26 protein-coding genes, 2 pseudogenes and 1 riboswitch are annotated in these 22,868 nt (G+C 42.1%); of the genes and pseudogenes, 15 read left to right on the forward strand and 13 right to left on the reverse strand.

Translation table 11 applies throughout. From position 1 onward, the window contains the following. The 4 genes from D0463_RS19710 to D0463_RS20170 all read left to right on the forward strand — a co-directional run. A partial coding sequence (locus D0463_RS19710) for a hypothetical protein (RefSeq protein WP_216824914.1) occupies nt 1–185 on the forward strand: 185 nt, incomplete at its 5' end. Between the two features lie 92 nt (nt 186–277). Continuing rightward, nucleotides 278–1,774 (forward strand): o-succinylbenzoate--CoA ligase, encoded by a 1,497-nt coding sequence (locus D0463_RS18160; RefSeq protein ID WP_254052853.1) that lies wholly within the window; start codon nt 278–280, stop codon nt 1,772–1,774. Then, nucleotides 1,771–2,880, forward strand: coding sequence for an o-succinylbenzoate synthase (gene menC / locus D0463_RS18165; RefSeq protein ID WP_117308762.1), 1,110 nt, complete (start codon nt 1,771–1,773; stop codon nt 2,878–2,880). Before D0463_RS18160 ends, menC begins: the two co-directional genes overlap by 4 nt. 214 nt (nt 2,881–3,094) lie before the next feature. Further along, nucleotides 3,095–3,229: a hypothetical protein gene (locus D0463_RS20170; protein WP_301950657.1), complete on the forward strand. Its 135-nt coding sequence runs from the start codon at nt 3,095–3,097 to the stop codon at nt 3,227–3,229. A gap of 95 nt (nt 3,230–3,324) precedes the next feature. Here D0463_RS20170 and D0463_RS18170 read toward each other — a convergent pair whose 3' ends face one another. The 3 genes from D0463_RS18170 to yidD form a co-directional block, all read right to left on the reverse strand. Continuing rightward, nucleotides 3,325–3,486, reverse strand: a complete 162-nt coding sequence (locus tag D0463_RS18170; RefSeq protein ID WP_117308763.1) for a DUF1540 domain-containing protein — start codon at nt 3,484–3,486, stop codon at nt 3,325–3,327. Between the two features lie 100 nt (nt 3,487–3,586). Next, nucleotides 3,587–4,552 (reverse strand): metal ABC transporter solute-binding protein, Zn/Mn family, encoded by a 966-nt coding sequence (locus D0463_RS18175; RefSeq protein ID WP_117308764.1) that lies wholly within the window; start codon nt 4,550–4,552, stop codon nt 3,587–3,589. A gap of 215 nt (nt 4,553–4,767) precedes the next feature. Further along, nucleotides 4,768–4,992: a membrane protein insertion efficiency factor YidD gene (gene yidD, locus D0463_RS18180; RefSeq protein ID WP_117308765.1), complete on the reverse strand. Its 225-nt coding sequence runs from the start codon at nt 4,990–4,992 to the stop codon at nt 4,768–4,770. 166 nt (nt 4,993–5,158) lie between these two features. Here yidD and D0463_RS18185 point away from each other — a divergent pair, with 166 nt between their 5' ends. Beyond that, nucleotides 5,159–5,632 carry an S-ribosylhomocysteine lyase gene (locus D0463_RS18185; RefSeq protein ID WP_117308766.1) on the forward strand — a complete coding sequence of 158 codons (474 nt, stop codon included), beginning with the start codon at nt 5,159–5,161 and terminating at the stop codon, nt 5,630–5,632. Between the two features lie 316 nt (nt 5,633–5,948). On the opposite strand, the gene ytzI is transcribed toward D0463_RS18185, so the two are convergent. Then, a complete protein-coding gene (ytzI, locus tag D0463_RS18190) occupies nt 5,949–6,131 on the reverse strand; it encodes a YtzI protein (protein ID WP_117308767.1) in 183 nt (60 codons plus the stop codon). A 113-nt stretch (nt 6,132–6,244) separates the two neighbouring features. Between ytzI and D0463_RS18195 the strand changes: the two genes are divergently transcribed. Both D0463_RS18195 and D0463_RS19995 read left to right on the forward strand, forming a co-directional pair. Further along, on the forward strand, nt 6,245–6,685 hold the full coding sequence (locus tag D0463_RS18195) for a Dps family protein (protein WP_117308768.1): 441 nt from the start codon (nt 6,245–6,247) through the stop codon (nt 6,683–6,685). Between the two features lie 91 nt (nt 6,686–6,776). Further along, nucleotides 6,777–7,258 (forward strand): annotated as a pseudogene (locus D0463_RS19995) (IS30 family transposase); the annotation flags it as partial. A gap of 65 nt (nt 7,259–7,323) precedes the next feature. On the opposite strand, the gene D0463_RS18205 reads toward D0463_RS19995, so the two are convergent. Then, complete coding sequence (locus tag D0463_RS18205; protein WP_117308770.1) at nt 7,324–7,581, reverse strand: DUF6154 family protein; 258 nt, start codon at nt 7,579–7,581, stop codon at nt 7,324–7,326. Nucleotides 7,582–7,875: 294 nt separating this feature from the next. Here D0463_RS18205 and D0463_RS18210 point away from each other — a divergent pair, with 294 nt between their 5' ends. After that, a complete protein-coding gene (locus tag D0463_RS18210; RefSeq protein WP_117308771.1) occupies nt 7,876–8,181 on the forward strand; it encodes a hydrolase in 306 nt (101 codons plus the stop codon). 34 nt (nt 8,182–8,215) lie between these two features. Here the strand turns inward: D0463_RS18210 and D0463_RS18215 are convergent, their stop codons facing one another. Beyond that, complete coding sequence (locus D0463_RS18215) at nt 8,216–9,076, reverse strand: DUF6612 family protein (RefSeq protein ID WP_117308772.1); 861 nt, start codon at nt 9,074–9,076, stop codon at nt 8,216–8,218. Between the two features lie 109 nt (nt 9,077–9,185). Here D0463_RS18215 and ytkD point away from each other — a divergent pair, with 109 nt between their 5' ends. Next, the gene (ytkD, locus tag D0463_RS18220) at nt 9,186–9,668 is read left to right on the forward strand and encodes an RNA deprotection pyrophosphohydrolase (RefSeq protein WP_117308773.1); all 483 of its coding nucleotides are present in this window, start codon (nt 9,186–9,188) and stop codon (nt 9,666–9,668) included. A gap of 594 nt (nt 9,669–10,262) precedes the next feature. Here ytkD and D0463_RS18230 read toward each other — a convergent pair. The 3 genes from D0463_RS18230 to D0463_RS18240 are packed head-to-tail and all read right to left on the reverse strand — an operon-like array spanning nt 10,263 to nt 12,823. Beyond that, nucleotides 10,263–11,057: an ABC transporter permease gene (locus D0463_RS18230; RefSeq protein ID WP_117308774.1), complete on the reverse strand. Its 795-nt coding sequence runs from the start codon at nt 11,055–11,057 to the stop codon at nt 10,263–10,265. Continuing rightward, a complete protein-coding gene (locus D0463_RS18235) occupies nt 11,047–11,817 on the reverse strand; it encodes an ABC transporter ATP-binding protein (RefSeq protein ID WP_117308775.1) in 771 nt (256 codons plus the stop codon). Before D0463_RS18235 ends, D0463_RS18230 begins: the two co-directional genes overlap by 11 nt. Nucleotides 11,818–11,830: 13 nt before the next feature. After that, nucleotides 11,831–12,823, reverse strand: a complete 993-nt coding sequence (locus D0463_RS18240; RefSeq protein WP_117308776.1) for an ABC transporter substrate-binding protein — start codon at nt 12,821–12,823, stop codon at nt 11,831–11,833. A 230-nt stretch (nt 12,824–13,053) separates the two neighbouring features. On the opposite strand from D0463_RS18240, the pseudogene D0463_RS18245 reads away from it, so the two are divergent. Continuing rightward, nucleotides 13,054–13,844 (forward strand): annotated as a pseudogene (locus D0463_RS18245) (alpha/beta hydrolase family protein). Nucleotides 13,845–13,880: 36 nt separating this feature from the next. Further along, on the forward strand, nt 13,881–14,123 hold the full coding sequence (locus D0463_RS18250; protein ID WP_117308777.1) for a DUF2584 domain-containing protein: 243 nt from the start codon (nt 13,881–13,883) through the stop codon (nt 14,121–14,123). A 161-nt stretch (nt 14,124–14,284) separates the two neighbouring features. On the opposite strand, the gene pckA is transcribed toward D0463_RS18250, so the two are convergent. After that, nucleotides 14,285–15,871: a phosphoenolpyruvate carboxykinase (ATP) gene (gene pckA, locus D0463_RS18255; RefSeq protein WP_117308778.1), complete on the reverse strand. Its 1,587-nt coding sequence runs from the start codon at nt 15,869–15,871 to the stop codon at nt 14,285–14,287. A gap of 508 nt (nt 15,872–16,379) precedes the next feature. Next, nucleotides 16,380–16,519, forward strand: a riboswitch (SAM riboswitch). A 214-nt stretch (nt 16,520–16,733) separates the two neighbouring features. On the opposite strand from pckA, the gene metK reads away from it, so the two are divergent. Then, nucleotides 16,734–17,930, forward strand: a complete 1,197-nt coding sequence (gene metK, locus D0463_RS18260; protein ID WP_117308779.1) for a methionine adenosyltransferase — start codon at nt 16,734–16,736, stop codon at nt 17,928–17,930. A 106-nt stretch (nt 17,931–18,036) separates the two neighbouring features. Here the strand turns inward: metK and D0463_RS18265 are convergent, their stop codons facing one another. Next, entirely contained in the window at nt 18,037–18,555 is a 519-nt protein-coding gene (locus D0463_RS18265) for a gamma carbonic anhydrase (protein ID WP_117308785.1), read from the reverse strand. Between the two features lie 198 nt (nt 18,556–18,753). On the opposite strand from D0463_RS18265, the gene D0463_RS18270 reads away from it, so the two are divergent. Both D0463_RS18270 and D0463_RS18275 read left to right on the forward strand, forming a co-directional pair. Then, on the forward strand, nt 18,754–19,557 hold the full coding sequence (locus tag D0463_RS18270; RefSeq protein WP_117308780.1) for an alpha/beta hydrolase: 804 nt from the start codon (nt 18,754–18,756) through the stop codon (nt 19,555–19,557). 14 nt (nt 19,558–19,571) lie between these two features. Continuing rightward, nucleotides 19,572–20,666, forward strand: coding sequence for a tetraprenyl-beta-curcumene synthase family protein (locus D0463_RS18275; RefSeq protein WP_117308781.1), 1,095 nt, complete (start codon nt 19,572–19,574; stop codon nt 20,664–20,666). Nucleotides 20,667–20,711: 45 nt separating this feature from the next. Here the strand turns inward: D0463_RS18275 and mnmM are convergent, their stop codons facing one another. Further along, nucleotides 20,712–21,284, reverse strand: coding sequence for a tRNA 5-(aminomethyl)-2-thiouridylate-methyltransferase MnmM (gene mnmM, locus D0463_RS18280; RefSeq protein ID WP_117308782.1), 573 nt, complete (start codon nt 21,282–21,284; stop codon nt 20,712–20,714). Next, a complete protein-coding gene (mnmL, locus tag D0463_RS18285) occupies nt 21,284–22,246 on the reverse strand; it encodes a tRNA modification radical SAM protein MnmL/YtqA (protein ID WP_117308783.1) in 963 nt (320 codons plus the stop codon). Before mnmL ends, mnmM begins: the two co-directional genes overlap by 1 nt. 191 nt (nt 22,247–22,437) lie before the next feature. On the opposite strand from mnmL, the gene D0463_RS18290 reads away from it, so the two are divergent. Next, complete coding sequence (locus D0463_RS18290) at nt 22,438–22,707, forward strand: DUF2524 family protein (RefSeq protein ID WP_117308784.1); 270 nt, start codon at nt 22,438–22,440, stop codon at nt 22,705–22,707. Nucleotides 22,708–22,868 lie beyond the last annotated feature (161 nt).

Genomic DNA, 22,868 nt, shown 5'->3' on the forward strand with positions numbered 1-22,868 from the left:
TCGAGGAGTCTCGCAGATTCCCTTCCCAAAAACAACATTATCGTTTAACAGAGCCTATAGTTAAAGAAAGTATATTTTTATTTAACTTTGAAAGATGTCTAGCTACAGCGCCCAGCCTCGACGCACAGGACGTGGCGCTCTTAGTCGGCCTCGGACTTGCACAGGATGTGCTGACCTCGATGTAAGACATAAGGACGTGGCGGTTTTAGTCGTTCTTCCTTATCTGCAGGGCGCTTGCGCTTTTCTTATACCGGCTTTGAAATGAAGGAGAAATGAAATGATGTTTGCAGAAGAAAAACTGCCTAACTGGCTGAAAAAAAGAGCAGAATTGACACCGGACAGAGTGGCCGTCGAATTCAAAGATAAATTATATACATTTAACGAACTTAATGCTATGGCCGAAGAGACCGCGGGAAAACTTGTCGCCAAAGGTTTTCAAGCTGGAGACGTCTGCGCTCTTTTGGTACGGAATCATATCAACAGCGTCGTTATGATTCATGCTCTTTTCTATCTCGGGGCGAAGATTGTGTTCCTCAACAACAGACTAACGCCTAAGGAGTTAAGCTGGCAGCTGGCAGATAGCGGTTCACAATGGCTCGTATCAGAAAAACATTTCCACGAAAAGCTAGTTGAAATCGAGAAGCAATCTTCAGGAGTCGTTGTTGCAACTATGGAAGAAATCCGATCGGTTACAACCTTGAGCGAAGCAAATATTCAAGAGGAGTTTATTCTTCAAGATACAGCTACGATTATGTATACCTCAGGAACGACGGGCAATCCAAAGGGCGTGATCCAGACATTCGGAAACCATTGGTGGAGTGCGATCGGTTCGATGCTGAACTTGGGACTTTCTGAAGACGATTGCTGGTTTTGCGGCGTACCTGTTTTTCACATAAGTGGTCTGTCCATTATAATGAGAAGCGTGATTTATGGAATGAAGGTCATCCTTGTCGAGAAGTTTGATGAGGAGGAAGCAAATGCCATGATTCAACAAAAAGGGGTAACAATCATTTCAGTGGTGGCGGCGATGTTGAACAGGATGCTTGTTGCGTTAGGCAACGAAACCTATCCCGAAAGTTTCCGCTGCATGCTCCTCGGTGGAGGACCTGCACCGAAGCATATGCTTGAAGAGTGCACAGATAAGGGAATACCCGTTTATCAAACGTATGGCATGACAGAGACTTCCTCACAGATTGTAACCTTAACCCCCGAGTATAGCCTGATAAAAATCGGCTCTGCCGGAAAGCCGCTTTTTCCTTCCCAATTGAAAATAGAGGTCGATGGCAGACCGGCAGGGGCGGAAGAGCCAGGGGAAATCGTGGTCTCGGGTCCTAATGTGACGAGCGGCTATTTGAACAGAGAAGATGAAACGAAAAAGGCGATAAAAAATGGCTGGCTTTATACAGGTGATATCGGTTATTTAGATGATGAAGGATTTCTTTTTGTGCTGGACCGCAGATCGGATTTAATTATCTCAGGCGGGGAAAATGTCTATCCGGCGGAAATCGAATCCGTTATCAGCCAGCACCCGGCCGTTTTTGAAGCAGGGGTTACGGCGAACGCTGATGAAACATGGGGGCAGGTTCCGGTCGCGTTTGTCGTTACCCACCAAGAAGCAAGAACAAACGAAAAAGAGCTAATAACTTACTGTAGGGAACATTTAGCATCCTATAAGGTACCACATCAGGTTATATTTTGCGACGCGCTGCCACGAAATGCTTCCAATAAGCTATCAAGGCGAGAGCTTAAAAAAAGATTGGAGGCCAGCGAATGAATATTGTCTCGATATCGCTGCAAATCATTTCGGCTCCTTTAAAATCGCCGTTTGAAACCCACTTGGAAACAGTCCGGGTTAGAGAGTCTATCATCATTAAAGCTGTCGATCGTGATGGCACGATTGGGTATGGCGAGGCAGTCCCTTTTTCAAGCCCATGGTATACCGAGGAAACAATTCAAACGTGTTACCATATGCTGAAGGATGTTATCGTACCAAAGCTTTTCTCATTGGGTCTGAAGCACCCATCTGAACTAGCCGATATTTGGGACGGCATCAGAAGGAATGCGATGGCGAAATCCGGAATGGAGCAGGCCATCTGGGATTTATATGCTAAGCAAGAAGGCGTTTATCTGGGCGCACTATTTGGAGGCACAAAACAAAAAGTGGCGGCGGGTGTCGTAATTGCCACTGATTCGATAGAAACAGCCTTACGCCAGATAGAAGATTTTCAAGCAGAAGGATACCAACGCTTTAAAGTAAAGATTAGTCCCGATCATGACGTCCGTCTATTAGCTGGAATTCGGGAACATTACCCTGAAATTACGTTGATGGCTGATGCGAATTCATCTTATTCCCTCAGTGATATCGAGCATATCAAGAAGCTTGATGAATTTCAGCTTCAAATGATTGAACAGCCGCTTCGTCATGATGACATCGTCGACCATTCTTTGTTGCAAAAGACAATAACAACGCCTATCTGCCTCGATGAAAGTATCTGTTCCCATCATGATGCGTATAGTGCCCTTCGCTTAGGCAGCTGCAGAATCATCAATATTAAAATGGGACGCGTCGGTGGATGGACCGAAGCTGTCCGTATCCATGATCTATGTTTCGAAAATGATGTGCCGGTCTGGTGTGGCGGCATGATTGAATTTGGCATTTCCAGAGCCCATAATATTGCATTATCCTCTTTGAAGGGTTTCACTATCCCGGGCGACATCTCTTCATCAGCAAGATATTGGGAAGAAGACATCATTGATCCGGAAGTTCAGGTGAAAGAAGGTTATATTTTCGTGCCTGATAAACCAGGTATTGGGTTTGAAGTCAATGAAAAACAGTTGGAATTGAAAACCACGTTCAGGGAATCATTTCAGCGAATTTAATTTTTTCATGCAGATAGGAAAGCAGAAATTTTCTATCTACATAAAGTGCAACTACGCTCAGGAGGTTCGCTCATTGGTGAGTTTTCTTTATAAGAATACTCTCTCAGCCCATTTTGCATGCAAATGGGCCAATGCCGCTTTTTTTGCCATAACTTTATTTATATAATAATGCCAGGCAGTTTAAGAATGAGGCAGGGAGTTGAATTTTTATCTAATGAAAAAACCTTACCTGATTGCGGAAATTTTATTGGAAAGAGGATTGCCTGTGTCTGTTGTGAAAGAGATTACCGATTTGGCGGAGCAGGAGCTTCAGACGATAAAGAGAAAGTGGAACGCGTCCAGACTATAAAGAAAACTCGCCGATTGGCGAGCCTAAAAGGCGAAGTCAGAGACTTATCTGCGAAAACAAAAGCCTACAGGACTTCACCTGTAGGCTATTTCATATTAAAGACTTTCAGCGGGTCTGTATGTTCTGCACCCGGTTTCGTTACTTGTACGCGCCCGTTCTTCTGAGTAGCTGACCACGCTGATCATATCGGCTGAACAACGGTTCCCGCGTTTCCAAAAATGACAGCTGTCTACTGAGCATTTCACATCCTGAGCCATATATCCACCCCTTGATGATTATTTTAACGTACACTAATAGGGTGGATGAAACTTGTCGTCACAATACCGTGAAATTATGGCATAGGAACCATTGGAACTCTTAATGTAAGGCGGTTTTCAGTGTTACAGCATTTTGATTCATGAGGCTGAAATAATCTTCATCGTTCTCGATATCTTTTTCAGTTAACACCGATAAATTATGCAATCGTAATGGTTTTGCACCTATCTCATTTTGAATAATTTCGGTGAGCTTTGAGCTAGTGTTTTGTTCAAAAATGATATATTGGAGATCATTGTCTTTTGCCGTTTCTATGATCTCTTCAAGCTGTTTTTGAGAAGGCTCACTTGAACCGGACAGTCCGGTTACACTGATTTGTTCGATCCCATAACGCTTCTCCCAATATCCATATGCTCCATGTGAGACGATTATTTTATTTGTTTTAGAATTCTCCACAGCTGCTTTGAATTCCCCGTCCAGTTCCTGCAATTGATTTTCCAGAATGCTGTAATTGTCTTCAAAGTAAGCTTTTTGCTCTGGCATTTGTTCAATTAACGACTCTTTAATGATACCGGCCATCTCCATTGAATAAATAGGGTCCATCCATAAATGGGGGTTGACGTCGCCGTGATTATGTCCGTCGTCCTCATGACCATGACTATCTTCATTTTCATCCTCATGGCTAGCATGTTCATTTTCATGCTCCATTTCGATTTTCTCACCTACGGCCGTTAATTGAACGCCCTCTTGTTGCAATATCGGTTCAGCTTTTGTAACAAACCCCTCAAGATTGTGCCCAATATAGAAAAACAGGTCTGATTCGGCCATCTTAATAATATCTTTCTGTGATGGTTCAAAGGTATGCTCATCCGTACCTGGAGGATAAACGGTCTCCACTTCTACATATTTCCCGCCTATTTTATCGGCAAAGTCTTTCAATGGGAAAACGGTGGCGAAAATCTTGATTTTATCGTCATTTTTATCGCCGGCAGTATCTTCTTTCTCGCTGCAGCCAGACAGGATGAGGATCGTGCTTAGTATCGATAAAATCACTGCTTTTGTTCTCAAAACATGCTCACACCTTTCATAATTCGTATTGATTCCGATTTAATAAGTAAAAAACGTAATGATTCCGATTTGACCTTTGTATAATACTATGAATGGGTCGTATAAAGCAAGCGAAATTTATATGGCAGATAGGAAAGTAGAAACTTTCCCATCCGTCATATAAATTTCCACCTTGGAGCTTGCTAATACGTCTTTAGTTTTATTTATGGATTTTTTTATTTTTTCTTCTCAGGCACATAATCAAAGCCGCCGGGGTGGAAAGGATGGCACTTTACGATACGCTTGAGCGTCAACCAGCTTCCTTTAAACGGTCCAAATCGCTTGATGGCTTCTATTCCATAATGAGAACAGGTAGGGTAGAATCGGCACGTGGGAGGCTTCAGTGGTGAGATGGCAACCTGATAAAATCGGATGACACCAAGTAGCAGTTTTTTTAGCATGAAGGTCGCTTCCTTTTTCGATACAGTAAAATGATGATTTTACTATATCACAACTTATTTGAAAAAAGAATGAAAGACAACTCTGTATTATCGGGGATTAGAAATAGATGAAAAATATTGCAATTAGAGGTAGAATAGAACTACTTAATGTTAAGGAGTGGTTTAAATGCCTTCAGTAGAAAGCTTTGAATTGGACCATAATGCCGTAAAAGCCCCTTTTGTGAGACATTGCGGTGTTCACAAGGTGGGAACGGATGGTGTTGTTAATAAATTTGATATACGTTTTTTCCAGCCTAATAAACAAGCAATGAAGCCAGATGCGATTCATACATTGGAGCACTTGCTTGCTTTCAATATCCGCAAGCATTCCGAGAAATACGATCACTTCGATATAATCGATATTTCCCCAATGGGTTGTCAGACAGGTTTTTATCTTGTGGTCAGCGGTGAACCTACCGTGTCAGAAATCATTGATGTCCTTGAAGATACGATGAAAGACGCTGTTGAGATCACAGATATTCCGGCTGCTAACGAAAAACAATGCGGTCAGGCAAAACTACATGACCTAGAGGGCGCAAAGAAATTAATGCGCTATTGGTTGCAACAAAGCAAAGAAAACCTTCACCAAGTTTTTGCTTAATTCAAAAAAGTTCCTGTCATCGGCAGGAACTTTTTTTATGGCTCTTCACCATAACTGGTCGTTTAATATTGATTAACGTAATATCTCAGTTAATTTTGCAACAAAGTTGATTGGCGAGGATATGCGAGACTCCTCGAAAATGCATACGCATTTTCTCGTGCGGTGCCTATGCATGGATGATGATTCAACGTCCTGCGGGCAAAGCAGGCCAGTTAACGGAACGTCGACGCCAACACACCCTGTGTAAGTCCCGGAGGCTCCCAACTGCCCGTGGAAAGCGAGCGCCTGGAGCGGAAATCAACGGATAATCAAAAGCTTAAACCACTTCTTTTGATGAAGAACCTTTTTTATGCATCTTTTTCTTTTTTTCATCCTCATCAGTGATTGGATCGATTGGGTCAACTGTGTGTTTATAACTATACCCTTTGTTTATCGTGAGTACGGATAACAGTAAGACGGTCAAAACAATCACGATCCCAATAACAATAATGGTTTTCATGAAGCATTCCTCCATACAGCTATTTTACCATTTATTTTTTTAAGCGACGATATATATTGGGTTTTAACTTAAATTGAAGAGGGAAATATAATAGCGAAGAGGAGGACGATACAATGTCAAAAGAACTAGTAAAAGTAATCAATAAGGAAATTTCAAACTTTAGCTTACTGTACACGAAGCTGCATAACTTTCATTGGTTCGTAAATGGACCGCATTTTTTTGAATTACATGCAAAATTGGAAGAACTATACAATGAATCGGCAACAAATATTGATGAATTGGCTGAAAGATTATTGGCGATGGAAGAAAAACCGGTTGCCACTATTAATGAATTTATGAAATTAACAACTCTTGAAGAAGCGACAGGTAAGGAAACAACTGATGATATGATCCAAAGTGTTATTAACGACTTTGAAAAGGTGTCTAAAGAGTTTGATGAAGCAATCGAGCTTGCTGACAAAGCCGAAGACGTGGTAACAAGCGACATGCTTACCGGTATGAAAAAAAGCATGGACAAGCATTCATGGATGCTTCGCGCGTATCTTGCCAAATAAAAGAACGAAGAAAAGTCCTGCATTAGTAGCAGGACTTTTTTAAATGACGAATTGTAAAATCAAGTGCGACAACTAAAAAAAGAACTCATGGAAACCCCGAAAAACATTTGGTCATTGGGAACTGGGCAGCGTAGTCTACGGCCGGGGAAAAAGCAATCCTGCCTCGCTACATTTGTGGAATGAAAGACTCGGTTGTATTTAGCATGTAAAATGGAGGACCGATCCTCAGGTATCTATGGAAAAGGCCATTAAGATCATCCATAAAGCTTTACCAAAAGATGCTTTTCTAACGGCTACTGTGGACAAGTGGCAAGGAATTCGCCTGTTATTCAACCGTTGAAGATGATCTCAAAATCAAGGTGAGCTTTGCCGATCCTTACTCGTCTTGGCAGCGTGGCTCAAATGAGAATGCAAACGGGTTGCTTCGTGAGTTCTTTCCTAAGCCGACAGATCTGGCCCAGATTACGAAAGAAGAAGTTCTAAAACGCACTTTCTCTCATTAACAATCGACCAGGGAAATGTCTTGGTTGGAAAACTTCATACGAAGCGTTTTTAGAAGAGTGTCGCACTTAGGTTGACAAACAGTCATATAAAAAAACCCTGAAGATTGGTTCCTCCAGGGTTGATATGTACAAAATTTAATGAACATTACGATGTGGGAAATTTGCAGGCTTCGTATCCTCAAGCCCCTCCCTCGCGAATTTTCCTTTTAAGGATTCAATGATATAGATGCCCATTAGATTGTTCAATTCCTGGTCGTCCATTTCATGAAGCAAATTCAATATTTCTTGACGGTCCAACTGTTCCAAAACTGCGAAGGCCAGCATGTCGATGTCTTCTTCATCTCCGGTAAGCTTATTTCGATACAGGTTATATAAATCCTCAATCAACTTCATGCGTCTCACCTCCATTTAAGACTCAATTTCAAATAGGGTATGTAACAAACCAAAATTTCGTTCCTGTCATTTCTATAGATGAAGCATTCGCTATATTTTGTTCTTTTGTTTCATATATATGTTTTACCCTTTGAGTGGTACTTTAATCTATTATTTTACATTTCAGGAGAAGATATTGCCAATAAAAAGAATTCGATATAGAAAAAATATTCGTTTAACCATTACGAATGGATAGGGGTGTAATGAGGGAAACTATTTAGCAAACATATACGGTGGGAGGAGGCTTTTTGTGATATGAAGAAAACCTATTATATTTACTTGGCTAACGGACAAATATCCCAAGATCGTGAAAGCTCTCCATGGAATTTTAAAATTGAAGCGACAGACGAAGAAGTAACACGGTTGAGAGAATATTTTGATCAAAATTATTCAACGGAAATTCAAAATTTTTATCGTGCCCATGTTCCTTATGTTCAGTATCATTATGACCGGGAAAACGATGCCTATGATGAGACCCTTCTGAAGATTTATCGAATGATTCATGAACTGGGCGATGAGGAAGCGAAAAATCATATTGAAAGCATGGGGATATTAGAATGACAGATGGCTTCTCGCAATGAGAAGCCATCTGTTGTTATTCGGTAATATCCATTTCTTCGGCTGACTCGAGGATTTCTTTTGGAACCTCAATCGGTTTTACTCCATCAAAATTACTGAAGGTACTATTCGATTTTTGGCTGATTGTAATTTCTTCATTTTGTTCTTCAGTGACAATTTCCATTTCATTTATCAGTTTAGTTGGATAGAAGGTTTCTTTATCGATGTGGTACACATAGGTAAGCTGTTTAATATCCATGTTATCCCCGAGTTGAATGTTTTCGGCAAGCTCGGGACTCAGGTTATTTTGCAGTTCTTCCTGCAGGAAGTCTTGGAATTTTTCACCGGAAGCGTTTAAGGTTAAAATATAGCTTGAATCATTACTTTCGAATGCGATGTCATTGATGTATTCCTGCATGCTCTTTAACTCTGCGGATGGATCTGCTTGTGAATTTTGAATCTGCAATAGTTCAGTTGACATATTTTCCGGAAGCTTAATCCACTTTTGTGTGAGCGGATCGAACTGGAAGAAGCCATCGTCAGTGAGGTAACTCTCGGTATCCTGAGGAGGCTGTCCCTCAAGTGTCATATTCATTTTTTGATAAAGACTGAGCGGCTCTTTCACTACATCCATGCTAATTTCGGATTTAATCATAAACGGCTGTGGCTGATCCTTCAAAGAGATTGACTGATTTAGTTCGGAGGCGAGTGATAGGCTTTTAAGCTTATTTGAGACTTCAACTGTTTTCTCGTAAACCTGTTCCAGCGTTAATTCTTCCATCTCTCCGCTATCGGCAGCCTTCTTACTGGACGAACCTTCCGCAACAGGTTCAGCCTTTTGATCACAGGCGCTTACAAGTAAAATCAAAACGGGAATGCACATAAGAAACTTTTTCATTATGTTGCTCCTCTCGACTTTGGAATATAATTACAGGATAAATGATTTTCTTGTCTTATAGTGTAAAATGATGTAAAACAGTGCTTTTTCTCTATGGATTGGAGCGGATATGTTGAAACAATTTGTGGATGCCAATGGATATGTAGTGAATTTTTCCTATAATAAAAATGCGTTTGGTGACGCATGGCATGTATTGGTGCTGTGCCGATTCGGAAATAAGTGGGTACTGACGAACCATGCGAAGCGCGGTTTGGAATTTCCGGGCGGTAAGCGGGAAAAAGGGGAGACGATTGAAAAAGCGGCAGAACGCGAGGTTTTTGAAGAAACAGGAGGAGTCACTGATGAGTTCATATATCTTGGACAATATCGGGTCGACTCTCCTGAAGGGGCCTTTATAAAATCGATCTATTTTGCTGAGCTTCAGGAACTAAAGCCAAGAGACAGCTATATGGAAACGAACGGACCTGTTTTGATGAAAAGTCTGCCTCATAACGTGAAAGGAGATGCAAGATTTAGTTTTATTATGAAGGACGAGATCCTGCCGCTCAGCTTACAAGCATTACAAGCCAAATGGCCAAATTACTTTTCTTAAAGTCGTACGAGAGAGTACTGTTAAGATTTGATAAATAGTAGGAATTGACAGGAACGATACGAATTTTGTTGATTGGTAGATAATCATTCAATTTTAGAAATTAAAGGTTAAAATGGAACTGGACATGGGTCCAGTCTAATCTTACTTTAATAAGTGAAAATGACAAAACCCAATAAAAGATTTCGGAATTGGGTTTGTTTCCAGTCTGAAAGCTCTTTAAGGGCATCTTTCGATTAACTAGTTAATTCTAATTATGATGCTGAAACAACTTCAGCCGGATCTATTTTTGTTACAGATACCATTTTCATTGCTTCCATTACATTTCTAATACGTTCTATTGTAGCACCATAATATTCATTTCTCTCATCCTTAAAATTAAAATTAATGTTAATCAACTCAAAAAGAAGAAAGATTACTTCTTAGTATGTATTTAGGTGATTTACATTATAAATCACAATTAGAATAATTATATTAAGTAAGAATAGGAGCCTTAAAATAAACGGCTCCATTGTTTTTTATAAAGAGTGGCCCTAGGTTGAAAGAGAATAGCTTGCTTATTAACAGGAATCAAGATGGTTTAAGGCAAAACCGTTTTTAGTCATTTCTAATCAATTTCCTTTCAAGCAGTTCGACGAGCTGATACATAATTGAAGCGAATACAGCGATGATCATCAATGAAAGCATAACAAGGTTGAAATTAAATACCTGGAAACCATAGATGATCATATAGCCTAACCCTTTTTCCGAAACCAGGAACTCCCCGACGATTACGCCTACCCATGACAGTCCGACATTTACTTTTAAGGTTGAGATGATGGTTGGAAACGAGGCCGGAAGGATGGCTTCTTTAAACATTTGTGAGCGGTTTGCACCAAAGGTTTGCAGTACTTTTAAATAATTTGGATCGACTTCCTTGAACGAGGTGTATACGACAATCGTTGTGATGATAATCGAGATGATCGCTCCCATTGCAATGATCGAGGTGAGGCTCGGCCCTAGGGCGACGATTAAAATAGGGCCGAGGGCAACTTTTGGCATCGCGTTTAAAATCACGAGATAAGGATCCAAAATTTTCGATAGAAACGGGGACCACCATAGGATAGCAGCGAGCATCGTCCCAAGCAGTGTCCCGAGGATAAAGCCGAGCACGGTTTCAAATACGGTGACGCTTAAATGTGACAGTAAGGTTCCATCCATCACCTTATCGGTGAAAAGATTCCATACCTTTGATGGTGAACTAAAGATCAGCGGATCAATCCATTCCAATCGTGAAAAGCTTTCCCATGAAGCAAAGAAGACAGTGAAGATTAACAATTGGAAAATGCGGATCCAGCGCTTTTCTTTTTGTAGAGAAGCTTTGTATTGATCATGGAGGCTTTTAATGTTCAAGACTCTCAAGCTCCTTCCATATCGTTTGAAATAAATCTGTATATATTGGATGGTTCCTTGCTTCAAATGGGGAAAGTGAACGAAGCTCTACTGGAATGGTGAATGACTTTTGGATTCTTCCTGGTTGGGCCGAGAATAAATAAATTTTGTCACTCATCGCAATTGACTCACCGATATCGTGTGTCACGAGAACGGCTGTTTTTCTAAATGCCTTCAGGGTCTCGGATACGAGGTCTTCAAGCTTTAGCTTGGTTTGGTAATCGAGTGCCGAAAATGGTTCATCCAATAATAATATTTTCGGATCAACAGCGAGAGTCCTTGCCAATGCTGCCCTTTGTCTCATCCCACCGGAAAGCTGGCCTGGGAACTGCTTCTCGACTCCCTGCAATCCAACATCTTCAAGCAGCTTGAATGCTTGATTTCTGGATTCCGTTTCATCTCTGTTCAATAGCTTCAAACCAAGCGTAATATTCTCTTCTATCGTCTTCCATGGAAACAGATAATCCTGCTGCAGCATATAGCCGATTGAGAGTTCTTTACCTGTGTTTAAAGGTTTGTTTTCTAATAAAATCCTTCCTGACGTCGGAGGGAAAAGCCCGGCTATAATTGACAGCAACGTCGTTTTTCCGCAACCGCTTGGACCGAGGAAGGAGGTGAATTCACCCTCCTCAATGTCCAGGCTGATATTATTTAATGCAGTAGTCGCTGTTTTTTCTGAAAAATACGTATGATGAATATTCTTCACCGATAAAAAGCTCATGGTCTAGCCTCCTCTATTTAGAGACCTTTTCGGCAAAGTCGGTGTTTACCAATTCATTGTACTCAATTCTCTTTGGCAGTTCTCCGGCTTCATCCATGATGTTCTGCAGATTATCCCATTCTTGTTTATCGAGAATGGGATCTTCCGCAAAAGAACCCTGGCTTTTATATCGATCGATTACCATTTCAATCGTTTCAAGGTCGGTATCTTCAAAGAATGGATGAATGATCTTGGCTGTTTCTGCAGCACTCTCTTTTTGGACAAAGTCCTGCGCCTTCTTCACTGCGCGTGTGAATTTCTCAATCGTTTCTTTGTTTTCTTTTATATAGCTTTGTTTAGACATAAATGTCGTATAAGGAACATGCCCTGATTCGGTACCAAATGAAGCGACAATATATCCTTTGCCTTCTTTTTCAAACACGCTTGCGGTCGGTTCAAAAAGCTGGACAAAGTCTCCTGTTCCGGAAGCAAAGGCTGTTGAAATATTGGCATAGTCGATATTTTGGATGAGCTTCAAATCACTTTTAGGATCAATGTCATGTTTTTTTAGTACAAATTCTCCAACCATTTGGGGCATCCCGCCTTTACGCTGTCCAAGGAAGGTGCTGCCCTCTAGCATGTTCCATTCGAAGTGATCCATCTTCTTTCTGGAAACAAGGAAAGTACCGTCTGTCTGAGTAAGTTGGGCAAAATTGATTACGGGGTCTTTAGAATCTTGTGAGGCAACATAAATGGAAGTCTCTGAACCTACGAGGGCAACGTCAGCTCCGTTTGAAAGCAGTGCGGTCATTGTCTTGTCTCCACCGGGTGTCGTCTTTAGATCGACATCCAAACCTTCTTCTTTGAAAAATCCTTTTTCAAGCGCTACATATTGTGGAGCGTAAAAAATGGAACGTGTTACTTCGGCCACTCTTACCTTTTGCACATCCTCCTTGCCGCATGCGGCGAGGGAGATAATTAGAATGAAGCTAAGTAAAAGAAATATGCCTATTTTTAACCTTTTCATGTGAATCTTCCTCCTTTTTGTTCATTTTTGCGTATGTGTATGGGCCTAACATATCGTATTCGATAAACAAAAATGTGTGATTGCCTATGGAACACTTTTGAAACCTAGGGTTTGACTATCCAGGTTCACCGGGAACAAGAAAGCATTGAAGCATTTTTCACGATTCCTATGGGATAGATAGACATGTTTGTTTTACAATAAGAATAAAAGCGGTGAAAGGAGAATCTGGCATGAAAGACGGCACCATTATTGAAAAGCGGCGTTTTCCATCACCTCATCCGGGAATTCATCTTTATTCGATTACCTATCTTTCTCATGGACTCAAAGTAAAGGGACTGTTAGCAGAGCCTATAGAGGGAGATATTCTTGATGGGTTTTTATATTTACGGGGAGGCATAAAGAATGTCGGAAAGGTCAGGCCGGGGAGGATCGTGCAGTTCGCAGCCCAGGGATTTATTGTTTTTGCTCCTTTTTACCGGGGGAACCAGGGGGGGAAGGGGATGAAGACTTTGCAGGCGAAGACCGGCAGGATGCCATTTCTGCTTTTAACCTGCTTGAAAACCACCCGAGGGTTAGACCCGATTCCATTCATGTATTCGGCTTTTCACGAGGCGGGGTGATGGCTTTGTGGACGGCGATAAACTGTAAAAACACTGCTTCGGTTGTAACCTGGGGAGGCGTTTCTGACATGTTCCTGACCTACGTGGAGAGAGAGGATCTTAGAAGAATGATGAAGCGGGTAATAGGGGGAACTCCAAAGAAATATCCTGAGGAATATGAGTATCGGACCCCGTTATTTGAAGCGGATGAACTTATGGCACCTGTGCTCATCATTCACGGGGTACAGGATGAAAATGTTTCCGTCGAACATGCCCACCGGCTGGAAAAGATACTGAAAGTAAAGGATAAACCGGTTGAAAGCTGGTATTTTGACGACTTCACGCATTACTTTCCTCCCGCCACAAACCGGCGCGTCGTAGAAGATTTAACTCAGTGGATGAAACAGCAAAGGAAAAAATGATACTATAGAGATATCTTAGTAAGGAGGGTACGAATTATGGGGATGCCATTAGAACTCAATACCATGATTGTAACCAAAGGCCGGGAAAAGAGAGAAGAAGAGAATATTTTTCGTCTTACAAAGGATGGCTACCGTCTCTATCCGCTTGATATTCCACTCGATATCCGCAAAACCATCCAAAGTGAGACGAGTGGGACGGCGGTCATACAAAAGCTGGAATGGGAAAGCGGGCAGACGATTATTATCTATAAGCTGATATCATTGAATTCCACAAACTAACGCAGGCCATAATGGTCTGTTTTTTGATCATTTTCCGTCAACTGAAAAATAAAAAAAACATAGTTTCCGTTACACCCTTATTCCGACCAAAAAAAGCTACTACAAAACTAGAAATTAATAAACGCCCAAAATCCAAACAATGGATTTTGGGCGTTTATTATTTAGGCATTCGGTCCGCCAAGCTCTTCGATATCGCTTGCAACGTTAGCGAACTTTTTAAAGTTAGCCCGGAATTTAGCTGCCAGTTCCGTAGCTTTCGCTTCGTATGCAGCTTTATCTTCCCATGTCTTGACAGGCTGTAATACATTATCAGGTACACCTGGAACATGAAGCGGAATTTCCAATCCGAAAATATCATCCTTGATGGTTTCAACATTCGTCAATTCGCCTTCGAGCGCAGCCTGCACCATTGCGCGTGTATAAGCCAGCTTCATGCGGCTTCCGACACCGTACTCGCCGCCGGTCCAGCCAGTATTAACAAGATAAACCTTTGATCCATGCTCATCGATTTTTTTTCCAAGCATCTCTGCATAGTGCGATGCTGGAAGCGGCAGAAATGGAGAACCGAAGCATGTGGAGAAGGTAGCCTCTGGAGAGGTAACCCCACGCTCTGTACCGGCAAGTTTGCTTGTGTAGCCGCTTAAGAAATGGAACATGGCTTGCTCTTTTGAAAGCTTGCTGATAGGAGGCAGTACGCCAAAAGCATCCGCCGTTAAAAAGATAATCGTATTTGGATGTCCTGCAATACTCGGATTCACAATATTGTCGATGGACTGGATCTGATAAGCCGCACGAGTATTTTCAGTTAAGGCGTTATCATCATAATCCGCGATTCTAGTATCTTCATCAACTACTACATTTTCCAGCACGGCTCCAAATCGAATCGCATCGAAAATCTGCGGTTCTTTTTCACGGGATAAGTTAATGCATTTTGCATAACAGCCGCCCTCGATATTGAAAACGCCGTTATTGGACCAGCCATGCTCATCATCGCCGATTAGCTTACGGTTAGAATCAGCGGATAAAGTGGTTTTACCCGTTCCGGATAAACCGAAGAATAAGGCGACATCACCTTCTCGGCCCACGTTTGCTGAACAGTGCATGGGAAGAATTCCTTGTTCCGGTAACAGGTAATTCATAATGGAAAAGACAGATTTCTTCATTTCCCCTGCATATTCCGTCCCGCCTATCAAAACAGTGCGTCGCTCGAATGAAATGATGATAAACGTTTCGGATTTCGTACCGTCAACCGCCGGATTTGCTTTAAAGTCCGGAGCGGAAATAACCGTGAATTCTGCTTTATGGCTCCTAAGTTCTTCTTCATTTGGCCTAATGAACAATTGGTGAGCGAATAAATTATGCCACGCATATTCATTAATGACCTGAATCGGCAGACGGTACTTCTCATCGGCACCGGCGAAGCCGTTAAATACAAAAATATCTTCTTTTTCTTTCAAATGGCGAATCACTTTATCATATAAGTTTGAGAAAACTTCTTCGGAAATCGGCTGGTTCACTGCGCCCCAATCGATTTTGTCCCTTACGGAAGCTTCTTCCACTGTATATTTGTCCTTTGGGGAACGACCTGTATACTTACCAGTCTCGGCTTTTACTGCCCCCGTTGATGTAAGTATGCCTTCTTTCCGGTTTAATACTTTTTCCACTAATTGAGAAACAGAAAGTTGTACATTTACGTTGCTTCCGGCTAATAATTCGTGTAACTCATTTGAAATGTCAACAGAATTCATATATGAGATACCTTCCTTTATACATATTTAATTCAATGTAATTAGTATAACACATTCATCTAAATAGTCTATACTATTAATGATAAAATTGTGAACATTTTCTTATAAACAATCTCACACCTAAACTTAGTTAACTGATTAGCTTCCCAGTTATGCTTACCGTAGAAGAAGGAGCTTTTTCCGAAATACTATAAACCTATTTACCGATTTATTTTAATCAGCGAGCTAAGAGAATCCTTTTTAAAATTCGTATGGGATCATAAAGGAAAACAATATTACTAACGGAAAGGGAAAGGTAATAAAGGAGTGCTCTGCACTTAGGCGTATCCTGATTGGATATCCTACCTTACATTTCCGGGAGCCTTTGTTACGTTCCTCTTATGGAGCGCTGAGCGAAGAGTAATTTTCAAGACGGAAGCCCATGAGGGAAAGTATACTTTATAGAAGGGATGAGACTCAATAGTTGACTTTTTTTGAAATTTTGTTATGATACTACCTTGTACGGATTCTCTTATCCCGAGATGGTGGAGGGGACAGGCCCTATGAAACCCGGCAACCTGCCAAAATATAAAGTAATGATTCCTTTTAAGGGAATTTTTTGGCGCTGGTGCTAACCTGATGCAAGGTCAAACCCTTGAACGATAAGAGTGAAAGGATAGATGTCAGACAACAAACCTTTCCTCTATGAGTAGGAAAGGTTTTTTTGTATACAGTATGTAAAGAAACGGTAGAATCATACTAACATGCATCTATGGTGGAAACTTATAAGGGAATGAGCTCCGTCGACAAATCATGGTAAAGGAAATGAAGCATTATTACGTTTCTGGAGCCTAAAAAATATGAACTGTAAGGAGGAAATCAGATGTCCAAACAACGTCGTCTATTTACTTCTGAGTCTGTAACTGAAGGTCACCCGGATAAAATTTGTGACCAGATTTCAGATTCAATTTTGGATGCGATTCTTGCGAAAGACGCAAACGCTCGTGTTGCATGTGAAACGTCAGTAACCACTGGCCTCGTGCTTGTAGCGGGAGAAATCACTACCTCTACATATGTAGATATTCCTAAAATCGTGCGTGAAACGATTGCTGACATTGGTTATACTCGGGCGAAATACGGGTTTGACGCGCAAACTTGTGCTGTACTAACGTCTATTGATGAACAGTCGGCAGATATTGCAATGGGTGTAGATCAGGCATTAGAAGCTCGTGAAGGTCAAATGACTGATGAAGAGATCGAAGCAATTGGCGCGGGAGACCAAGGATTAATGTTTGGGTTTGCCTGCAACGAAACGAAAGAGCTTATGCCGCTTCCGATTTCTTTGGCTCACAAAATCTCAAGGCGTTTAACGGAAGTACGCAAGGAAGAAATTCTTCCTTATCTGCGTCCAGATGGAAAAACACAGGTGACTGTTGAGTACGATGAGAACGATAAACCAGTTCGCATCGATACGATCGTTATTTCGACTCAACATCACCCGGAAATCAGCCTGGAGCAAATCCAGCGTAATTTAAAAGAGCATGTCATCAATCCGGTAGTTCCAGAATCGCTGATTGATGAAAACACAAAGTATTTCATCAACCCGACAGGTCGCTTTGTAATCGGCGGTCCTCAAGGGGATGCAGGATTAACAGGCCGTAAAATTATCGTTGATACGTATGGCGGCTATGCGCGCCACGGCGGCGGTGCATTCTCCGGCAAGGATCCTACAAAAGTAGACCGTTCCGCAGCATATGCAGCACGGTACGTTGCAAAGAACATCGTGGCAGCTGGTCTTGCTGATAAAGTGGAGGTACAGCTTGCTTATGCAATCGGTGTGGCCCAGCCTGTATCCATTTCCGTCGATACGTTCGGAACTGGAACAGTTAGTGAAGAGGTCCTTGTTGACCTCGTTCGCAGCAACTTTGATCTTCGCCCTGCCGGTATCATCAACATGCTGAATCTTCGCCGCCCAATCTACAAACAAACAGCAGCGTACGGGCATTTCGGCCGCAGTGACATCGAGTTGCCGTGGGAGCTGACTGACAAAGCTGAAGTTTTAAAAGAACAAGCAAAATAATGTATAGAAACAAAGAAGAGGACTTACAGTTATGTAAGTCCTCTTCTTTATTTCATATTTCCCTTAAAGTTAATTCATACTAGATATAATATGCAACGACAATCGATTATTTAATCGGCGTGGCCTGCTTATAAAACTGACCCTTCTCAGCGTATTCCCTGCAAATTCTCTCCATGTCTTTCTTGTCTTCTTCGGTCAATTCCCGAATTACTTTCGCGGGCCGTCCGAAGGCAAGGGTGTTGGGAGGGATTACTTTACCCTGGGGAACAAGGCTTCCTGCACCGATGAATGCTCCTTCGCCGATTTCGGCTTTATCCAAAATGATGGAACCCATGCCGATCAGGGCGCCTTTTCTTATTTTGCAGCTATGCAGGATTACTTGGTGGCCTATAGAAACTTCGTCTTCCAGAATCAGTGGATTGTTTGGGCTTTGATGCAGTACACAGTTATCTTGTATATTCACTTTATTTCCGATGATTGTCGGGGCGACATCACCCCGGATTACAGAGTTAAACCATAGGCTCGAGTATTCGCCTATGATCACATCGCCAGTAATTACCGCATTATCAGCGATGTACGCGCTTTTTGCTATTTTCGGTGCTTGGTCTTTATAAGAGTAATTAATCAATTTGGAATCAAATCCTTTCCGAGGTGCGTTTTTTTCGGTATTATTCAAGTATAGCGGTTTATAAATTACATAATTTTTAAAAACAAAGTAATAAGCATCTATTTCATTTTAACGGGAATATAAAAGGGTGTAAAATACGATGCCGCAATATATGTAGCCGTTCATTTTGAAATGTAGAAAAAAGGAGGCTTTCCTATGTGGAAATGGGAGGCAGAAGGCAACGCAAAAGCTGTGATTGTGATGATACATGGCGCGATGGAGCATCACGGCCGTTACAAATGGCTTTCTCAGATGTGGCGTTCATCCGGTTACCATGTCATTATGGGAGACCTTCCGGGACAAGGAATGACTACCCGTGCTTTCAGGGGACATATTAATTCCTTTGATGCCTATTTAAATGAGGTAAGGGGCTGGATTCACGAAGCGTACCAATATTCGCTTCCAGTATTTTTATTGGGGCACAGTATGGGGGGGCTTATAGCAATCCGTCTGCTGCAGGAAGAGGAGTATGATTTAGCCGGGGTTATTCTATCATCCCCATGCTTAGGACTGGTAACCCAGCCATCAAAACTGATAAATACGCTTTCCCAGGGGATTAATCTCGTTTATCCAAAATTAAGAATCAACGCAGATATCACTCCCGAAATCGCAACAAGAAATCCTGAGGTGCGTGAAGCGGACTTGAATGATAGTCTTTACGTGACGAAAGTATCGGTCAGATGGTACCGCGAGCTTGTCAATGCGATGAAGCAGGCATTTGATGATATTCCCTACTTTGATGACATACCGCTCATGCTCATGCAGGGCGGTGATGACCGGGTTGTCGATAAAAGGCCTGTGCGGGAATGGTTCAATTATAATCAGTGCAGTGAGAAGCATTACAAAGAATGGCCTGGTTTGTATCATGAAATCTTTAACGAACCAGAGAGAGAAGACGTATTTCAGTATGCATTAGGGTTTGTTGAAAATCGATTAAAAACGCTAGGATATATCATTTAAGTGAGGTGTTGCGAATGTCGGTCCCGACAAACCCCATTGCATTAATGAAAAATGTATATCGGGATGTGTTTCCGATTGTACATGTAGAACTCGGTTACTGGAAAAAAAGGGCCGAACTTATTCCAGATCAAGAATTAAGAAAACAAGCATTGGACAGTATCAACGCCAAAACCTTTCACTGTGAAGGCGGTTCCATCCTGGCCTTGGTCGCTGAGGATAAGAGAGTCGACGCGATCCGGTTTATCGTCGCTTACCAAACCATCAGCGATTACCTGGACAATTTATGCGACAGAAGTACTTCGCTGGACCCGGAAGATTTTAAGGCTCTGCATGAATCGATGCAGCATGCCCTTGATATTGAAGCCGAACAGACTAATTATTACCGTTGCCGTACCGAACATGACGATGGCGGATATTTGAGTGACCTGGTGGAAACGTGCCGATCTGTCTTGCGGAACATCCCCAATTACCAGACCATCCTTCCTTATTTAAAGGAACTGTGTTCTTATTATTGCGCCCTGCAGGTTCATAAGCATGTGACGGTCGAAGAGAGAATTCCACGCCTACAATCATGGTTTGAATGCTATAAACAGCAGCTGCCCGCGATGTCGTGGTATGAATTTTCGGCTTGTTCCGGCTCCACCCTCGGAATTTTCTGCCTGGTCTCCTACAGTATTCGAGACGATTTCGAGGTAGACAATGCAGATATAATCCGTGAAGGATACTTTCCGTATATACAGGGCCTTCATATTTTGCTTGATTATTTTATCGATCAGGAGGAAGATCTGGATGGCGGAGATTTGAATTTTTGTTTTTATTACAAAGATGACGAAGAGATGTTTGAACGTTTTTCCCATTTTGTTGAAAAATCGAACCAGTATGCAAAAAAGCTGCCGCATAAACGGTTCCATCAATTAATCCATAGAGGCCTTTTAGGACTGTACCTATCTGATGATAAAGTAAAATCCCAAAAAGCCGTAAAATTACTGGCGAAAAAATTAATCCGCTTCGGCGGTTTTGAATCGATCTTTTTTTATTTTAACGGCAGGGCTTACCGGAATCTGCAAAAGAAAAAGCCTGGTGGGTTGCTGTTTTCAGCTAGTAAATAAAATAAAAAAGAGTCTGTTTCCCCGTGTGGGGTGACAGACTCTTTTTTAGCGCTTTTCAATGGCAATAATAAAGGGGGGATGATTGACCTGATTAATGAAGCTGTATTGAAGAACGTGCGCCTGTTCCTGAGGCAGGTTTGAAACATAGTGCAGTAATGAATCCCTTTCATCTGCCCCTTGAGGATGCCCGTGGTAAATGACGAGGACAATGATTCCTTCAGGTGCCATAATCTCTAATAATTGTTCAATCGCTGATATTGTAGTATCTGCCCTGGTTGCGATTGTCTTATCGCCTCCTGGCAAATAACCAAGATTAAACACAGCGGCTGTTATCTTTTCGAACTTACTTTCCGGTATCATCGCTTTCATGTTTTCATGCCCCGTCTGGAATAACGTACAACGGCCACGCATGCCCTCGGATTGAAGGCGGTGTGAAGTTGTGGCAATTGCTTCATCCTGGATATCAAATGCGTATACATGTCCACCATTTCCAGTGAGTCTAGCAAGGAACAACGTGTCAATCCCATTGCCAGCAGTCGCATCAACCGCTATGTTGCCAGGCTGCACCGCTTTTTCGAGCAACATACGGGCAAAAGGGAGAATTCTAACAAGCTTCATTACACTTCGACAACTTGCTGACTATAGAATTTACCTTGCCAACTGTTTCGTTTTTTCAACTCAGCATCAATCGCATTTAGCACTTGCCATTTGTTGACGCTCCACATCGGGCCGACCATCAGCTCAATAGGGCCATCGCCCGTGATTCGGTGGACGATCATTTCAGAAGGCAATATTTCAAGCTGGTCGCACACTAGAGAAACATAGTCTTCAAAGGGAAGGAATTCAAGCATCCCCTTTTCGTATTGCTTCACCATAGGTGTTCCCTTTAGAAGATGAAGCAAATGAATCTTAATCCCTTGAACATCAAGCTTTGCTACTTCTCGGGCCGTTTCCATCATCATCTCGTACGACTCAAGCGGAAGACCGTTAATGATATGGGAACAAACACGGATTCCATGCTTACGGAGCTTGTTCACTCCTTCCACATAACATTGGAAATCGTGGGCCCTATTGATAAGTAGTGCCGTTCTTTCGTGGACAGTCTGCAGGCCAAGCTCGACCCATAAATAAGTGCGCTCATTCAGCTCTGCCAAATACTCGACAACGTCATCAGGCAGGCAATCAGGACGAGTCGCAATCGAAAGCCCGACGACCCCATCTTGTCTTAATACGGTTTCATACTTTTCCTTTAATTCTTCGAGCGGAGCATGTGTGTTAGTGAAAGCTTGGAAATAGGCCAGATACTTGCCATCTTTCCATTTACGATGCATCTTGCCGCTTATTTCCTTAAACTGTGTTTCTAGATATTCTGCCCTGTTACCTGCAAAATCCCCTGAGCCGGCAGCGCTGCAGAATGTGCACCCGCCATGGGCCACGGTGCCATCGCGGTTAGGACAATCGAAGCCGCCGTCGAGAGCTACTTTAAAAACTTTATGGCCAAACTGCTGGCGCAGATGGTAGTTCCACGTATGATATCGTTTATCATCGATTGCGTATATAAACGGGTTCGTCTGATTCAAGTCAAAACCCTCCTTATATAGAGATATTTAACTTAGCTTATCATGAAGTCCCTCGCTTATCCAAATGGATTCTCTGCTGGAGAGATTTGGCCCTGGCTGTATCTGATAATCCAGATTGAAACAGATAAAACTAATGAAGATGATGGATATCATCTATTATTGGTTACGTATGGAGAGGAGGAGACACCCTAATGGCAACAAGACAATCCGTGGAAAATTGCATTCAGCAATGTGAAGACGCTCTCCGTAACGCTACTGATCAGTACAGAGAAGCATCTGTGCAGGAACATGATAATGACCTGGACTTTATCCAGTCTCAGCAGGAGCTGCAGAGCGCTTTGAATCATGTTGAAACATTAGCGAACAGTTCAAACACCCAGCAAAGAGAACAATTGCTTAGAATGAAGATTCAGCTTGACCAAATGCGGCACAACCTGACTGTGCTGAACCATGATCGCTGATAGAAATACTAGAGCTGATCCGGATATCTGTATATTCGGATTGGTTCACTATGATCCTCCCAAGGATCATTTATCGAATAATACATCTTTGTGGAATATAAGAAAAGGCTCTGTTAAACGATAATGTTGTTTTTGGGAAGGGAATCTGCGAGACTCCTCGA

Origin of the sequence: Bacillus sp. V59.32b (genome assembly GCF_003429085.1) — a bacterium.
GTDB lineage: Bacteria > Bacillota > Bacilli > Bacillales > DSM-1321 > Peribacillus.

Excerpts from the sequence above, each read along its gene's own strand:
- D0463_RS18160 (WP_254052853.1), top strand. The coding sequence starts at position 278 with ATGATGTTTGCAGAAGAAAAACTGCCTAACTGGCTGAAAAAAAGAGCA.
- menC (WP_117308762.1), top strand. The coding sequence starts at position 1,771 with ATGAATATTGTCTCGATATCGCTGCAAATCATTTCGGCTCCTTTAAAA.
- D0463_RS20170 (WP_301950657.1), top strand. The coding sequence starts at position 3,095 with ATGAAAAAACCTTACCTGATTGCGGAAATTTTATTGGAAAGAGGATTG.
- D0463_RS18170 (WP_117308763.1), bottom strand. The coding sequence starts at position 3,486 with ATGGCTCAGGATGTGAAATGCTCAGTAGACAGCTGTCATTTTTGGAAA.
- yidD (WP_117308765.1), bottom strand. The coding sequence starts at position 4,992 with ATGCTAAAAAAACTGCTACTTGGTGTCATCCGATTTTATCAGGTTGCC.
- D0463_RS18185 (WP_117308766.1), top strand. The coding sequence starts at position 5,159 with ATGCCTTCAGTAGAAAGCTTTGAATTGGACCATAATGCCGTAAAAGCC.
- ytzI (WP_117308767.1), bottom strand. The coding sequence starts at position 6,131 with ATGAAAACCATTATTGTTATTGGGATCGTGATTGTTTTGACCGTCTTA.
- D0463_RS18195 (WP_117308768.1), top strand. The coding sequence starts at position 6,245 with ATGTCAAAAGAACTAGTAAAAGTAATCAATAAGGAAATTTCAAACTTT.
- D0463_RS18205 (WP_117308770.1), bottom strand. The coding sequence starts at position 7,581 with ATGAAGTTGATTGAGGATTTATATAACCTGTATCGAAATAAGCTTACC.
- D0463_RS18210 (WP_117308771.1), top strand. The coding sequence starts at position 7,876 with ATGAAGAAAACCTATTATATTTACTTGGCTAACGGACAAATATCCCAA.
- D0463_RS18215 (WP_117308772.1), bottom strand. The coding sequence starts at position 9,076 with ATGAAAAAGTTTCTTATGTGCATTCCCGTTTTGATTTTACTTGTAAGC.
- ytkD (WP_117308773.1), top strand. The coding sequence starts at position 9,186 with ATGTTGAAACAATTTGTGGATGCCAATGGATATGTAGTGAATTTTTCC.
- D0463_RS18235 (WP_117308775.1), bottom strand. The coding sequence starts at position 11,817 with ATGAGCTTTTTATCGGTGAAGAATATTCATCATACGTATTTTTCAGAA.
- D0463_RS18240 (WP_117308776.1), bottom strand. The coding sequence starts at position 12,823 with ATGAAAAGGTTAAAAATAGGCATATTTCTTTTACTTAGCTTCATTCTA.
- D0463_RS18250 (WP_117308777.1), top strand. The coding sequence starts at position 13,881 with ATGGGGATGCCATTAGAACTCAATACCATGATTGTAACCAAAGGCCGG.
- pckA (WP_117308778.1), bottom strand. The coding sequence starts at position 15,871 with ATGAATTCTGTTGACATTTCAAATGAGTTACACGAATTATTAGCCGGA.
- metK (WP_117308779.1), top strand. The coding sequence starts at position 16,734 with ATGTCCAAACAACGTCGTCTATTTACTTCTGAGTCTGTAACTGAAGGT.
- D0463_RS18270 (WP_117308780.1), top strand. The coding sequence starts at position 18,754 with ATGTGGAAATGGGAGGCAGAAGGCAACGCAAAAGCTGTGATTGTGATG.
- D0463_RS18275 (WP_117308781.1), top strand. The coding sequence starts at position 19,572 with ATGTCGGTCCCGACAAACCCCATTGCATTAATGAAAAATGTATATCGG.
- mnmM (WP_117308782.1), bottom strand. The coding sequence starts at position 21,284 with ATGAAGCTTGTTAGAATTCTCCCTTTTGCCCGTATGTTGCTCGAAAAA.
- D0463_RS18290 (WP_117308784.1), top strand. The coding sequence starts at position 22,438 with ATGGCAACAAGACAATCCGTGGAAAATTGCATTCAGCAATGTGAAGAC.